Annotated in this window: 11 protein-coding genes; 7 read left to right on the top strand and 4 right to left on the bottom strand. The window is 55.1% G+C overall.

The window, feature by feature from the left end:
* Nucleotides 1-2 precede the first annotated feature (2 nt).
* Entirely contained in the window at nucleotides 3-698 is a 696-nt protein-coding gene (locus F6R98_RS02745; protein ID WP_153247658.1) for a TetR/AcrR family transcriptional regulator, read from the bottom strand.
* A gap of 152 nt (nucleotides 699-850) precedes the next feature.
* Here F6R98_RS02745 and F6R98_RS02740 point away from each other — a divergent pair, with 152 nt between their 5' ends.
* The 4 genes from F6R98_RS02740 (at nucleotide 851) to F6R98_RS02725 (ending at nucleotide 4,117) form a co-directional block, all read left to right on the top strand.
* Nucleotides 851-1,579 carry a substrate-binding periplasmic protein gene (locus tag F6R98_RS02740; RefSeq protein WP_194270105.1) on the top strand — a complete coding sequence of 243 codons (729 nt, stop codon included), beginning with the start codon at nucleotides 851-853 and terminating at the stop codon, nucleotides 1,577-1,579.
* A 101-nt stretch (nucleotides 1,580-1,680) separates the two neighbouring features.
* A complete protein-coding gene (locus F6R98_RS02735) occupies nucleotides 1,681-2,082 on the top strand; it encodes a hypothetical protein (RefSeq protein WP_153247656.1) in 402 nt (133 codons plus the stop codon).
* Nucleotides 2,083-2,247: 165 nt separating this feature from the next.
* The gene (locus F6R98_RS02730; RefSeq protein ID WP_153247655.1) at nucleotides 2,248-2,487 is read left to right on the top strand and encodes a cysteine rich repeat-containing protein; all 240 of its coding nucleotides are present in this window, start codon (nucleotides 2,248-2,250) and stop codon (nucleotides 2,485-2,487) included.
* 364 nt (nucleotides 2,488-2,851) lie between these two features.
* Complete coding sequence (locus F6R98_RS02725) at nucleotides 2,852-4,117, top strand: MFS transporter (protein WP_153247654.1); 1,266 nt, start codon at nucleotides 2,852-2,854, stop codon at nucleotides 4,115-4,117.
* A gap of 75 nt (nucleotides 4,118-4,192) precedes the next feature.
* Here F6R98_RS02725 and F6R98_RS02720 read toward each other — a convergent pair whose 3' ends face one another.
* A complete protein-coding gene (locus F6R98_RS02720) occupies nucleotides 4,193-5,362 on the bottom strand; it encodes a putative bifunctional diguanylate cyclase/phosphodiesterase (protein ID WP_265588128.1) in 1,170 nt (389 codons plus the stop codon).
* A 417-nt stretch (nucleotides 5,363-5,779) separates the two neighbouring features.
* Between F6R98_RS02720 and F6R98_RS02715 the strand changes: the two genes are divergently transcribed.
* From F6R98_RS02715 to F6R98_RS02705, 3 genes are read left to right on the top strand one after another with little or no spacing between them, the layout of a single operon-like run.
* Entirely contained in the window at nucleotides 5,780-6,355 is a 576-nt protein-coding gene (locus F6R98_RS02715; RefSeq protein WP_153247653.1) for a recombinase family protein, read from the top strand.
* Between the two features lie 4 nt (nucleotides 6,356-6,359).
* On the top strand, nucleotides 6,360-8,012 hold the full coding sequence (locus tag F6R98_RS02710; RefSeq protein ID WP_228125217.1) for an IS481 family transposase: 1,653 nt from the start codon (nucleotides 6,360-6,362) through the stop codon (nucleotides 8,010-8,012).
* Entirely contained in the window at nucleotides 7,997-8,974 is a 978-nt protein-coding gene (locus tag F6R98_RS02705; protein ID WP_153247651.1) for an ExeA family protein, read from the top strand. The genes F6R98_RS02710 and F6R98_RS02705 overlap by 16 nt, the downstream gene beginning before the upstream one ends.
* Before the next feature lie 204 nt (nucleotides 8,975-9,178).
* Here the strand turns inward: F6R98_RS02705 and F6R98_RS02700 are convergent, their stop codons facing one another.
* Both F6R98_RS02700 and F6R98_RS02695 read right to left on the bottom strand, forming a co-directional pair.
* Nucleotides 9,179-12,724, bottom strand: a complete 3,546-nt coding sequence (locus tag F6R98_RS02700) for an ATP-binding protein (protein ID WP_153247650.1) — start codon at nucleotides 12,722-12,724, stop codon at nucleotides 9,179-9,181.
* A 181-nt stretch (nucleotides 12,725-12,905) separates the two neighbouring features.
* The gene (locus F6R98_RS02695; protein ID WP_228125057.1) at nucleotides 12,906-14,480 is read right to left on the bottom strand and encodes an ATP-binding response regulator; all 1,575 of its coding nucleotides are present in this window, start codon (nucleotides 14,478-14,480) and stop codon (nucleotides 12,906-12,908) included.
* Between the last annotated feature and the right edge of the window lie 36 nt (nucleotides 14,481-14,516).

Here is a 14,516-nt window from a genome sequence, read left to right as displayed (position 1 = left end):
TCTCAAGATTCAAGTTTTACTTCTGCTGCCACTACCGCCGCCAGACCGCCCAGAACAAACTGCATCATCTGCCGGACAATATCGGCGTTGTCGGATTTCTCGAAACCGAAGTTCGGATAAAGCAATTTCAGCGTCTCGCGATCGTTGATCAGCATCATGATGCAAGGCGCGATAACGAAGAAAGCTCCCCGGGTAACGACGGGGTGTTCTTCCGGCAACCCCACCAATTCGGCGACTATGCCTTTCAACATGACGCATTTTGGCATTACTTCCTGCTCCGAAAAAAAGGACAGGAAAGGCGACGGCGCAACAATTTCGCGTCCTATCACTCGCAGCATCCACGATGACGCGGAAGGCTCGGTAAAAGCGTCGACCAGCTGCAAAATGACAGCCTCCAGTTTCGCCTGCGCCGTAACCTCGGCCGCGACAATTGCGGACAAGGTTTCCATCGTGAACAGTTGACGGTGCGCCTCCAACAGAACGGTCGTGTACAGTCCCTCCATGCCGCCGAAGTAATAATTGATCGCGGCCGTGTTGGCCCCGGCGCGTGCGCAAATTTCCTTGCCGGTGGTGCGGTCGAAGCCTTTTTCGGCAAACAGCTGTCCGCCCACCCTCAATATTTGCGAGCGGGTATCATGATGATCCTCGTGCGTTTTGCGCTGGGATGCTGAGTTTCTGTGGGGTGTTTGATTGTTCATGTGCTCAGATTATCCGTGAATCATTATAAAGTCAAATTTAAATTTAAAATTAAAATTATAGTGAGCAGGCATCTCCCGGCATCGGGCGGATCATGCTATATTTCAACCGTCTATTCACCTCAAGCAGACTGTGCGCAACGATGAAAATAAAAATGCTCCTACTCTTTACGCTGGCTTTGATTTGCGGGCCGGTTTTTGCTGTGGAACCGCTCCGTATCGTTGGCGACGAATGGCCGCCTTATGTGGACGAAAGCCTGCCGGGCAACGGTTTGTCGGTTGAAATCGTCACCGAGGCGTTGAAAAAATCGGGTTATGCAACGCACTTCGCGCTGGAGGATTTATCGCGCGCCATTGCCGGAGCGCGCATCGGTGTCTACGATGTGGTCAGCAATATCTGGTATTCGGAAGATGCCGCAACCGACCTTGATTTCACCGACCCTTACCTGTCCAACGAAATGTGCTTCATCAAACGCAAGGGCGTCGATATAGAATACGCATTTTTAAGCGATCTGCGCGGGATGGTCGTCGGAGTGGTCAAGGATTACCCCTACCCGCGCGAATTCGTCATGGCCGGAGACATCATCAAGATTCCGGTACCCACCATGTTGCCGGCGTTGAATGCGCTGGCGGCGGGGCAAATCAATCTGGTGCTCGGCGACAGGCGCGACATCGATTTCCTGCTGGCGAAATTCATGCCCCAGGAGGCAAAAACCCTGGAATATATGCCGCCGTGTTTCCCGAAAAACGACTTGTTTGCCGCAGTCAGCAAAACCAATCCCAATCACGCCAAAATCACCCAGGACTTCAATGCGGCCTTGAAACGCATGAAGACGGATGGCAGCTATCAGTTTATTTTGGACAAACACTCTTTGGAGCATTGAAATTCGCTCCACCCTTATTCGTTTAATGAGATGAGTATGCCCATGAAAAATCCGCAATAGGAGTTTATGCGCTGGCAGTCTGTTTTGTTAGTATAATCTGCTTGGTGATAACGCTGGGCATAGCGCTTTACGAGCTAGTGCAGATTGCAAGGCCTGAGTTTACGCTGATCGGTTCCGATTACATGGCGCATCAATCCAACGATGCCTATTGGAACGGATGCGGCGGTGATCATTACTGCGGAGGATCTGATGAAAGGAAAAAGGAACGTCCGGGCGACGCCGAGCTGACCCGGCAGCGCGAGACTTCATACATCCGGGTATTGGCGAACGAACGGCGCGCAGGGGCTGGTAAAAAGTTTGATAGTGATATTCATTTCCCGGAGGGAGGGGAGGGCCGGTGTTCGCTTCGCGATCTGCACGGTAACGTATCGGCTCACGCGCGGATGTCCATGGCGGCATGCAGAGATAAACGACGACATACAGCAAACTCCCGAGACCCGTAATTATGCAGTTCGTGTTATTGGTTAATATTTGTGCAGCCGGAAGCGAGGAAAGCCTGTCGCGACACGCCGTCCACCGTTCCCTTCGGCTACGCAAGATTCAACTCTCAGCCGGATAAGCCAGATAAGCCACCTATTACCAATCGACAAACAACAGGAGACTCCAAAATGATTTTTCGAGCCATAGTCATATCGCTTGCCGTTTCCGCCCCTGCTTCGGCATTCGCCCAGGAATCGGCACCGGATACGGAAATGCAGGCGCTCCGAAAATATTGTGAACCTGATATAAAACGGCTTTGCCCTGCTGTTCAACCCGGCCAAGGGCGGATCAAGGCTTGCCTGATGCAGCACAAGCAGGAAATGTCGGTAGGATGCGCAATGGCGCTGAAGGAGTTAAAAAAGAAGTAAAGAAAACGCTTTCCGGACGGGTTGCCTGAAGAAGCGCTGATTTAATCCTGCCGCTGCGGAGCCACAAAAATCGATAAGCTTTTGATGCAGACGTGAAGCGCGCAAGACCGCTGTATTTACGGCGCGGCCTGCCATAACATCGAGTACGGTATGAATTGCTTGTTGCGGGGCCGGAAACAGGAGTAGCATCCGGCGGTTCTCAACAACCACCAGCTAAAGCTGGTGGGTTGAAGATCGGCGGACTAAACCGCCGACTGAAGAGAATACGTCTAAAGCCGGTGGATTTAAACCACGGGCTGCCGCACATTCGTGCAGGCTAAAGCCGCCTTATGGAATTAAACCTTCTGCCGTTTCGTAAAACTGCATGCCTGCAAAACCTGAAAATCCGGCTGGTTCCGTTACCCGTAAAACAACGCGGCGTTTAATACCGTTTTTGTTCTTTCTGTTCCTTCTTGCTTATCTGGACCGCATAAATATCAGTTTTGCGCAACTGCAGATGAGGGACAGTCTGAGTTTCGGTGACGCGGTATACGCGCTCGGCGCCGGTATTTTCTTTATCGGCTATACTTTTTTTGAAATTCCCAGCAACCTTGCTTTGTACCGTTTCGGCGCGCGGATATGGATAGCGCGCATCATGATCAGCTGGGGCATTGTTTCCACCTGCATGGCGTTGATCAATACGCCGCACCAGTTTTACCTGTTGCGCTTTCTGCTCGGCGTGGCGGAGGCCGGTTTTTTCCCCGGCATTATTTTGTATTTAAGTTATTGGTTTCCCGAAGCCGAACGAGCCAAAATCCTGGCGCAATTTGCGACAGCCACCGCCATAGCCGGCGTGATCGGCGCGTCGCTTTCCGGCTTTTTATTACAGATGCACGGCATTGCCGGTCTTGCAGGCTGGCAATGGCTCTTCATAGCAGAAGGCTTGCCTTCGATCGCTGCAGGTTTAGCGGTACTGAAACTTTTAACGGACAAACCGGAACAGGCCGACTGGCTGACACCATCGGAAAGAAGCTGGTTATGCGAACGCATGAGACAAGAACATGCAGTAACATCGTCGTATCATATCAGTGAGCTGAAAACGGCGCTGACTTCGCTACGCGTATGGCGTTTGGGAACGCTGTATTTCTGTATCGTATTGAGTTTCTACGGCATCGGCATGTGGCTGCCGCAAATCATCAAGCGTTTTTCCGGCATGGATAATCTGCATGTTTCGCTGTTATCGGCATTGCCCTATCTGACAGCCGCGATCGTCATGGTGATCAATGGCCTGCATTCGGACCGGAGCGGAGAGCGACGCCTGCATGTGTTGATCCCGGCATGGCTGGGTGCGTGCGGTTTATTGTTGAACGTATTGACCATAACCCCTGTTTTTCATTTACTGGGACTTTGTCTGGCGGCCGCCGGAATATTTTCCACGCTGGGACCTTTCTGGACGTTGCCCTCGTCCTGGCTGCGCGGTAACGCCGCCGCCGGCGGAATTGCTTTAATCAATTCGCTTGGCAACCTGGGCGGCTTCGCCGGACCGTATCTGGTGGCGCTGTGCAAAACTCATTTCGGCGGATTTGACGTTGCGCTAAGCGCTTTGGCTTGCATACTGATGACGGGCAGCCTGCTGGTCTTACTGGAATAATGGGCGTTGGCTAGCCGGTGTCGGTCCGCTACGACTGCTGGTTTTGACCCGGAGGTTGAGGCCAGCGTCAAACGATCAAGCCGTAAGCCCGTCCGAAGCAAGCGCGCTCTGGTTCGCGGCAAGGAATACTTCGAGTTCGCGCACCGGCAACGGTTTCGAAAACAAATATCCCTGCCCGTAATCACACCCCATTTGAACAAGAAGAGCACGCTGCTCTTCGGTTTCCACACCTTCGGCAATCACCAGCTGGCCCAGCTTGTGCGCCATTACCACGATCGCCTCGCACAAGGCGCTGTCGGTCGAACCCGGCGACAGATTCCGTGTAAAAGACTGGTCTATTTTGAGAAAATCGATGTCGAGCTTATTAAGATATGCAAGCGATGAGTACCCGGTTCCGAAATCGTCTATCGCCACCTGTACGCCGGAGTTTTTGAACGGTAACAGCTTATCCTTGAGCCCGCCATCCACATTCAACAGTAGACCCTCGGTAATCTCGATCACGATGCTCTGGCCCGGCAGACCCAGCATTTCCAGGTGGTCCGACCAATGACGATGCGCCACTTTGCCACCTGAAAACTGCGCAGGCGACTTATTGACACTGACCTGAAAATCCCGGTGGTAACGCTCCCGCCACTGCTTAACCTGTTGCGCCGCTTCCTTGAATACCCAGTCGCCGATATCATGGATGAGGCCGCTATCTTCGGCTACCGAAATAAAGACCGACGGACTGATAAAACCATATTCCGGATGCTTCCAGCGTAACAAGGCCTCAGCCTTGTGTATGATTCCGGTCGATAAACATACGATGGGCTGGTAATATAACTGGAATTCACTGCGCTGCAGCGCTTGACGCAGATCGTTGAGCAGGCGCGTGCGCAATTGAGCCGTTTCCTGCATTGCCGCAGTAAAAAACCGGAATCCGTTGCGTCCCGACTGTTTGGCGGCATACATGGCCTGATAGGCATTCTGCAGCAATATGTCGGAGCTCGTGCCGTCTTCCGGATAAACCGTAACGCCGATACTGGCCGAAATATAGGCTCTATCCTTGCCCAATTGAAAATACTCGCCCAGACGGGTTATAAGACCCTGAGTAACCGGTGCGATATCGCCGGTATTGCTTAACTCGCGCAGGATGACGGTAAATTCATCGCCGCCCAGTCTGGCCAAGGTATCGGACGCACGCACGCAACACTGTATGCGTTCCGCTACTTGCACCAGCAATTCATCGCCCTTTTGGTGACCCAAGGCATCGTTAACTGTAACGACCCGCAATCGAAAACACATGAACCCGCAATCAGCGCATCGGCAAACCCAGATTAAGTGAGAATGAAAATAGCGCTCGACCCACATTATTTGAGAATGAGCCCGCAATCAACCGCACCGACCTGCAATCAACCGCGACCAACCCACATTATTTGAGAATGACCGCTGCACCCAAAAACGGCAGGCGGCGCTCAAATTCCTCCCTGACGCCAGTCAAGAAAACGAGGGTTTTCCTTACTGTTTCCGGCAACCATACAGATCATCGTAAAACAGCCCAAAACCAGTAAATAAATTCGGTAAGGAATACAACTTTAATTTATACTTCCTTCACACGAGTTTATTTACAACTCAGCCATGCCGCCCCGCCCTTTTTTCCATCACCGACGCATGAGTAGTGTAATGCTTATTGGTTATGCCAGGATTTCTACTGATGATCAGAACCTTGACCTGCAGCACGACGCGCTCACGCAGGCCGGCTGTTCCAAACAGTATGAAGACAAGGAAAGTGGGGCCAAGGCGGAGCGCCCCGGTCTGCTGACCGCTCTGGATGTGCTGCGTGACGGCGACACGCTGGTGGTCTGGCGGTTGGATCGGCTGGGGCGCTCCCTCAAAGACCTGATTGCCTTGGTCGAGAAGCTTGAGAAGCGCGGGGTTGCACTCAAAAGCCTGCAGGAAAATATCGACACCGGCAGTAGCGGCGGTAAACTGGTGTTTCATCTGTTTGGCGCGCTGGCTGAATTCGAGCGCAACCTGATCCGCGAACGCACCCAGGCAGGACTGTCAGCCGCCAGGGCGAGAGGACGAACCGGCGGACGTCCTAAGGCGCTGGATTCCAATAAGCGGCAACTCGCCATTCGCCTTTACCATGAACGCCAGCACAGTATTGATGAGCTCTGCCGGATGATGGGCATCTCAAAACCAACGCTGTATAGCTATTTGGCGGAAGCCGATGCCGACGCCATTCACGCGGCATAAGCAAATACCCATTGATTCCCTGCTGCAATTGCGGCAGCGGCTTGATCGTTTACCCCGCAAGAGTTCCGAGCGCGCGAATCAAATCGCTGCTGTCGCCACACTGTACGGTGTTTCGATTGCGACGGTCTACCGGGCATTAACCGAATTCAACAGACCACACGCAGCGCACCGTGCCGACCACGGTAAGCCGCGCATACTGCAAGCGTCTGAACTGGAGCGCTACTGCGAGTTGGTTGCCGCACTTAAATTGCGCACGACGAATAAGAACGGTCGGCATCTGTCCACCCGGCGTGCTATTGGGCTGTTAGAGGACTACGGCGTTGAGACCGCATTGGGTTTGGTGCGAGCACCCAAAGGACTACTGACACGCACGACTGTAAACCGGTACCTGTCCTTGTGGCATCTGGATCAGCCACGCCTGACGCGCGAGCCTGCCGCCGTGCGTTTCCAGGCCGAATGCAGCAACGATTGTTGGCAGTTCGATATGTCGCCTTCCGATCTCAAGCATATCGACAAGCCTGAATGGGTTGATCCTTCGAAGGGCCAGCCGACGCTCATGCTGTTTAGCGTGGTGGATGACCGTAGCGGCGTGAACTATCAGGAATACCGCTGCGTCTATGGTGAGGATGCAGAATCCGCTTTGCGCTTCCTGTTCAACGCAATGGCGCCGAAAGCCGATGCGGCGTTTCCCTTTCAAGGGATGCCAAAAATGATTTATTTAGACAATGGCCCGGTCGCCAAGAGCCGGGTATTCCAGAACGTCATGCTGGCACTGGGCATTGAGTGGCAAACGCATATGCCGGCAGGGAAAGACGGCAGGCGTACCACGGCTCGATCAAAAGGCAAAGTTGAGCGCGCCTTTCGCACCCTCAAGGAAGCCTATGAGACGCTGTATCACTTCCACAAGCCGGAAACCGAGCGGCAGGCCAACGAGTGGCTGTTGCGTCATCTGATCCATATCCATAATGCGCGCCGGCATCGCTCCGAACCCCACACGCTGATGGACGACTGGCTGAAGAATCTGCCGTCGGAAGGCGTGCGCGAGATGTGCGCCTGGGAACAGTTCTGCCGTTTCGCCCGCGAGCCGGAACGGCGCAAGGTCGGCATCGACGCCCGCCTCAGCGTTGGCGGCACCGAGTATGAAGTAGAGCCAGACATGGCGGGCGAGCGTGTGGTGTTACTGTGGGGCTTGTTCGACGACGAGCTGTATGTCGAGTTCAAAGGTGAACGCTTCGGCCCTTATCATCCCGTGTCCGGCCCGATCCCGCTACACCGGTACCGCAGCTTCAAACGGGGCAAAGCAGATGAACGCGCCGATCATATCCGCGCCCTGGCCGATCAGCTGGGTCTGCCTATCGCCGCACTGTCTGGCAACGATGTGAGACTTTCACCGCCGACGGCAGCTGCGGCAGCGCCGATACCGAAACAGCCTTTTAATGCCGAAGCACATGAGTATCACTTTCCCAGCGTCATTGCGGCCAAACTCGCCATCGCTGACGATCTCGCGCAACCGTTGGCGAAGCTACCACCAGAAGATCGGTCATTTATCGACCAGGTGCTGAGCGAAACGCTCGTGCGCCGTATCGTGCTGGAGCGCGTGCGCGATTACTTTCGACGCAACAAGAAAAAGGGAGACAAACCATGCGGGTTGACGTGATGAAACATTACGGCCTGACGGTGCCATTGAATCAGGCAGGCTACTACGAAACCAGTCATAACCAGCAGTTAATGAGCGATATTCGCGGCGCTATCCTCGATGGTCGGCTGGTGGCTTTGTCCGGCGTGATCGGCATCGGCAAGACCGTCATGCTGGAGCGTATTCGGCAGGCGCTGGAAGAGGAAAAGCACGTCATCGTGTCGCAGTCCTTTGCCATCGACAAGCGCGCCATCAAACTATCGACCCTGGTTACGGCGCTGTTCTACGACCTGTCTGGCGATAAACAAATGCGTGTGCCGACCGACATCGAGACCCGTGACAGGCAGTTGCACGAACTGATAAAAAAACGAAAACGCCCCGTCGCCCTGTTCATTGATGAAGCACACGACCTGAACACCTACACTTTGACCAGCTTGAAACGCCTGATTGAGCTTGCGCGGAGTGGCGGTGGCGGCGGTCGACTGTCGGTGGTACTCGCCGGCCACCCCAAACTGAGGAACGATCTACGTCGGCCCACGATGGAGGAAATTGGTCACCGCACCACACTCTTCTCCCTGGACGGCATCACCGGCAGCCAGCGCGAATATATCTATTGGCTGCTTGAAACGTGCACTGAAGGCCAGGTAGAAGCGGAGTCCATCCTATCTGAAGACGCGATCTACCTACTGTCCAGCAAGTTGCGCACGCCGTTACAGATAGAGGACTACCTGACTCAAGCCTTGACTGCAGGTTACCAAACCGGCGAAAGGCCTGTCTCCGTTGAGATCGTCAATACCGTATTGACGCGTCATTCAGACGATATTGAAGCGACACTGACGCGCAACGGCTACCGTATCAAGGATCTGGCGGAGCAGTTCGACGTCAAGCCGGCAGAAATCAGGGCGCTGTTCACCCAGACACTCGATCCAGTACGCACGAGTGAGTTGCGTGAAAAGATGTTGAAGGCAGGGCTGCCAATATGATGGATAATCGCACGCCGAATGATGTTAAAAAAACCCTCGTTTTCTTGACTGGCGTCAGGGAGGAATTTGAGCGCCGCCTGCCGTTTTTGGGTGCAGCGGTCATTCTCAAATAATGTGGGTTGGTCGCGGTTGATTGCAGGTCGGTGCGGTTGATTGCGGGCTCATTCTCAAATAATGTGGGTCGAGCGCTATTTTCATTCTCACTTAATCTGGGTTTGCCGATGCGCTGATTGCGGGTTCATGTGTTTTCGATTGCGGGTCGTTACACTTAAGCCGCTCGATCAGCGACAGCGAATGCAGAAAACTGAGTACGGCCGACAAATAAAAAGTAACGATATACGAAGCAAGACCCAGCGCGGCATCCACATGGCGGTGCAAGGCCTCGCTGTCGCGGAACAAACAGGCGGTCATCGCACGATAGACATGATAGTGAATCAAAGCGACCGGATTCGCGGCAAGTTGCCGAAAGTGGGTTTCTTCGTCGAACTCACCCGAGCTGAAACCGCCCGAATCACCGGTTGTTCCCTCCAGCGCGCACGCCCATTGTCTGAGGGTGCGGAGTATCTGTTCAAACAGCACATTGCCCATCCTGTCCGAAAACTGAGTGGCCTTGACCAGCTCTTCTCTGACTTGCGGCAAGGAAGCAGTCTCGATTTGCGTCACCAATGCGACGTAAAGGCTGTAACAGATAAAAGCGGCATACTCCATCAGTCCGGCAACACGCACCAGTTCGCTGAAAGCCAGCCGTGCATTAGCCACCCCCTCTTCCAACGATTCGAACCAATGAAAATTAAAAACGCAGAACAGAAGGCGGGCCCGCGCTGTTTCCAGCCCATTCTCCCGCGTTATTCCGATATTCATGGCCATGCGCCCGGCAAGTCCGCCCGCTGCATAATCGCCGCGCAGCGCAACGGTTGGGACGATGCTGAAAACCATGCAGTTAATCATCGCCGGACTGTACCCATGTTCGAGCCACAGGCGCGCCAGCCGCATGATGAGCCAATAGGCGATCTCCGGCTTGATGAAAAAAGCCATGGACAAAAAGCGATTCATCATGATGGCGACACCCAGCAGATATTCATCGGTCAGTTCCGGGCTGTCGGCCAGACGCTCCAATGCCCCGTTGTCCACATGCCGGTAAAAGATATCCAGCTCCCGCTCCGTACTCGCCGCCAGATCGGCCAACGGCACCGGTTGATCGAGCCGACGCAACAGATCGCATCCCAGCGCGATGGCGTCTGCGAACAGCGTGCGCGTGGTCAGGCTGGCCAGTTGCAGGCAGGCAGGCCTTATCAACTGCAAAGGTCTGGCGGCATGATCGGAGAGCTGTCTGTAGACTACGTCGGCCTCGGCGGCGCGCGCCTGGCAGTGGAGCGCAAGATGCAGTTCGGCATGCAGCTGATAAGCCGCGTCGGGGGCGGCGCGCCACGACTCGACCGGCAACAGTGAGCAACCCAGGCGCAAAAAACGCTCCGCCACGGCAAACGATCCGGCTCGGCGTGCGCGTATCGCGGCGCGTAGAAACAGATCGCTGACCTGCGCCCGCTCGGACTCGTCCGCCAGCAACGGCACGGCATGCGCATAGTGCTCCGCGGCTACAAACGGGTTATCGGATTCGCCATTCATCGCAGCGTAGCGTCTTGCGATGAGCAGATGGATTAAGGCGCGCTGCTCCTCGCTCTGCAACTGGTAGGCCGCCTGCTGCATCCGGTCATGGCAGAAACGAAGTTTCGTTTCACGGCTGGCTTGATGGAACAGCATGGCGCTGGAAGTGACCAGCAACCCCAGCTCCAGGGCCGGGCGTATGAGTTCGATGAGTTCATCGACAGGGATAGCGGCGCCCAGCTCCAGCCCACCCAGCGTCAGATCGTTACCGAGACATGCAGCAATGGAAAGTACTTCCTGCTTGGCAGGATCGAGCTCCACCAGTTTTGCTGTAAGGAAGTCCACCACATTTTCACTGCTGAGGGATGCGGTTATCTTGTCCAGATCCCAGCGCCAACCCTCTTCATTCAGATTGCGCTCGAGGCTGCCGTCGCGGCAAAGGGATTTGAGAAACTCGAAGGTGAAATAGGGGTTGCCTGCGGTTTTCCGGTGCACTGCAGCGGCAAGAGACGATACGGTATCGGTTTGCATGCACAGCATATCGCCGATCATTTGCGCGGTATCGTCGCACGACAGACTGGAAAGCGCCAAAATGGGAACAGGAATGCCTGTGGCGGTGGGTAGCTTCAATACATGGGTCAACGTATGGGTGGCGTCGATTTCGTTATCGCGGTATGCGCCTATGAACAACAGTCCGCCCGGATTCGACGCCTGCAGCAGAGCGGCGATAAGGTCCATGGAAGGCTGATCGGCCCACTGCAAGTCGTCGAGAAACAGCACCAGCGGATGCCCGGGGGAAGCGGCCCGATGGATCAGCTCGACCAGCAGCGAGCGCAACCGCGCCTGCGAATCGATGGGGCCCAGTTCAGGCGCCGTAGGCTGAGGCCCCAGCAATACGGAGAGCTCCGGCAATACTTCGAACAAGGCGCTGATCTCGTTTTCCATCCCTTCCACCAGTTGGCTGCGCCGGCGCAGCAGGACATGCTCATCTTCCGCCATCCAGAAATGGCATAGCTGGCGCAAGGCCTGGGCCGGCGCAGAAAACGGGCGTTCACGTTGCAGCTGATTGAACTTTCCACCGATAAACAGCCCTGCATGCAAAGTCAGGGGTCGGTAGACCTCCTGGATGAACGAGGTCTTGCCGATCCCGGAATAGCCCGCCACGAACAGGGCCTGCGATGGTCCGGCAATCGCATCGGACAAAGCTCTGATTAGACGGTTCAGCTCATGGTCGCGGCCGTAGAGACGCCGTGGCGGGCGCAGGGTGAGCGGCGCATCGCCCCGTTTTAACGGTATATCGTCCAGGAATTTCTTTCGTTTCACGCATTCTTGCATAACCGCCAAATCATGAACGAGTCCCGCAGCGCTTTGGTAACGATGATCGGGCTCCTTGGACAACAAGGTTAGAATCAGCTTTTCCAGTGAAGCCGGCAACCAGGGCGCTCCTTGTCGCGGCGGGACCGGCACGCGGGATAAATGGGCATGGATCAGCGCCGCCGGGTCGTTTTCCCGGAATGGCGGACTCCCCGTAGCCAGAGCATAAAAGCTGGCTCCCAGCGCGTAGAGGTCGGTGCGATAATCGACCGGACGGTTCATCCGCCCGCTTTGTTCCGGCGACAAATAGGCCAGGGTGCCGAGCATGTGGTTCAATGAGTCGAACCCCCGGTGCTCCTCGGCGATGGTAGTGGCAAGATCGAAGTCGATGATCTGTAGTTGCAGGGTTTCGGTCCGTACCAGGATGTTGGCGGGATTGATATCCTTGTGGATGACACCTCGGCCATGGATTGCCGCGAGTACAGTCGCCAATTGAGCTGCCAGGGTTAGAAACTGGTCCAGATCAACGCGCCCCAACAGACCGGAATCCTCCAGCGCGACACCTTCAAAGTCCTCAACGATCAGGCTTTTGGCCGATGCGTCAAAGTCTACCCATTGAGTACAACCGGGCAAGCCTTGCAGACGCTCCAGAATGCGCGCCTCGTTGCGTAATCCGGCCAGCGCGCCGGCGTACTCCTGTTCGGCGCCGTCGGCGAGGCGTTTGCTTACCAGCATGCGGGGAGTTGAAGGATCGCGCAAGCGCACCACATCGTACCGACGGCCGCGATGGAGGTAGTCCGGCGCATCGTCCATCGCTTGATAGTTCGTCATACGGCTTTTCCTTACTGTATCCTTTCTAATGTAGCCCGGGGCGTGGCTTCGGCGTAAGCTTGGCAACAGAGTCGCGCATGCCGCGCGTTACGCAAGCGCCATGCGGGCCGCGCATCGGAATCATCGCGCGAAGTGCCGCGTCGGCATGCAAGCGGCCGGCCCGATGCGTTGAACTACGGCGTCAGGATTTACTCATGACAGGCAAGGTAACCGTCAACCTGGATATATTGTCGTCGTCGGAAACGAACAGATCAACATTGCCCTCCTGAGCCCTGGCCAACAACCTCGCAGAATAAGTACCCAAACCGCTCCCATTCTCTTTTCCGTAAGTTACAAACTTATCAAAGAAATGCTCACGTATGGCTGCCGGTACCGTGCCTTTGTTTTCGATTACAACGCGCAATGGTCCCTGCACCTGCATGTACAGCTTTATATCTATCACACTGTCGACCGGCGCGGCCTCACAAGCATTCTTGATCAGGTTCTGAAACATGGAATAGCAAAGCATGGCGTCGCCTCTGGCTTGCGGCATGGCGGCGCTCCGAGCGATATTGCTGCTCACGCGCAAAGAAAGCCGCTTCACTGCAAAAGCGGCTCTGTACATGGGGACTAGCCTGCGCAAAATGTCATCTATATTGACCGGTTTTGGATCGAGCCGGAAACTTTCTCTCTCAATTTTGAACAGCTCCGTGGACAGGTTGATCATGTTCAATAATCCCAATACCGTTTCTTCGACAACGCCCAACTGCTCCTTATGTTCGCCGCTCATGGCCTTGTCTGCGGCCAGAGATTGAACCAAACCGATAATGCCCGCCAAAGGCCCTTTCATATCGTGCCGGGTGATCTGTTTGACATCTTCCTGTAAGCGGGCAGTCTCCAGCATCAAATCGTAATCGGCCTGCAATTGCCTGCGCAGCATCACATAGCGCATGAAATTGCGCACACGCGGCTTCAAAACATCAGGCTCGATGGGCTTTCTTATAAAGTCGATGGCGCCCAGCTCCAACCCTTTTGCCCGAGCGGCGTCACTGCTCATTGACGAGACGAAAATCACCGGTATCGTCTCGGAGCTCGGATGCTCGCGCATGCGCTTCGCCACTTCAAAACCATCCATGTCCGGCATCATGATATCGAGCAGCACCAGATCGGGCGGATTATCAGAATGGCATATTTTAAGGGCCTTCGCTCCGTCCGGAGCGACACGAACACGATACTCATCCTTTAGCAACTCCGACAACAGATAGAGATTATCCGGCGTGTCGTCGACGATCAGGATAGTGGAGCGCTCGCCACTCGCACTCCCGGCTGCCGCTGTGACCGCCACGCTGTTCGCTGCCGGTGCTTTATTAATGAGCGCAGGAACCCAGCGCAACGCGCGCCGAATCCGTTCGGACAGTAACTCCATGGTATACGGGGTGATTAGAATTTCGGAAACGCCGGCATCGATCGCGCGCTGTATGCGATCGCGATAGCCCTCTGCCGTGGTCATGATAAACGGTATTGGATAAAGATCCGGGTCCGAACGAATTTCCGCCAACAGTTCGATACCGCTCATCACCGGCATATTCCAATCGGACAACACGATATTGATTGGCTGACTCTTCAATAACTTCAAAGCTTCCGCGCCGTTGGGAGCCGTCAGAACATGATCCGCACCGATGTGCCGCAACGCGGAGCGGGTCGCCCCGCGCATCGCGCTCACGTCGTCAACAACAAGAAAGGTAGTCTCCCTGATGGCATCGACAAAGTTATTCACCGTACACACCTCCGGTAAAAGCGGCTTTTGAAATTC

Origin of the sequence: Candidatus Methylospira mobilis, assembly GCF_009498235.1 — a bacterium.
GTDB lineage: Bacteria > Pseudomonadota > Gammaproteobacteria > Methylococcales > Methylococcaceae > Methylospira > Methylospira mobilis.
This window is presented reverse-complemented; position numbering and strand designations above follow the sequence as displayed.

What these genes read in the sequence shown, in the direction of transcription:
- F6R98_RS02745 (WP_153247658.1), bottom strand. Translation starts at nt 698, where the DNA reads ATGAACAATCAAACACCCCACAGAAACTCAGCATCCCAGCGCAAAACG.
- F6R98_RS02740 (WP_194270105.1), top strand. Translation starts at nt 851, where the DNA reads ATGCTCCTACTCTTTACGCTGGCTTTGATTTGCGGGCCGGTTTTTGCT.
- F6R98_RS02730 (WP_153247655.1), top strand. Translation starts at nt 2,248, where the DNA reads ATGATTTTTCGAGCCATAGTCATATCGCTTGCCGTTTCCGCCCCTGCT.
- F6R98_RS02725 (WP_153247654.1), top strand. Translation starts at nt 2,852, where the DNA reads ATGCCTGCAAAACCTGAAAATCCGGCTGGTTCCGTTACCCGTAAAACA.
- F6R98_RS02715 (WP_153247653.1), top strand. Translation starts at nt 5,780, where the DNA reads ATGCTTATTGGTTATGCCAGGATTTCTACTGATGATCAGAACCTTGAC.
- F6R98_RS02705 (WP_153247651.1), top strand. Translation starts at nt 7,997, where the DNA reads ATGCGGGTTGACGTGATGAAACATTACGGCCTGACGGTGCCATTGAAT.
- F6R98_RS02700 (WP_153247650.1), bottom strand. Translation starts at nt 12,724, where the DNA reads ATGACGAACTATCAAGCGATGGACGATGCGCCGGACTACCTCCATCGC.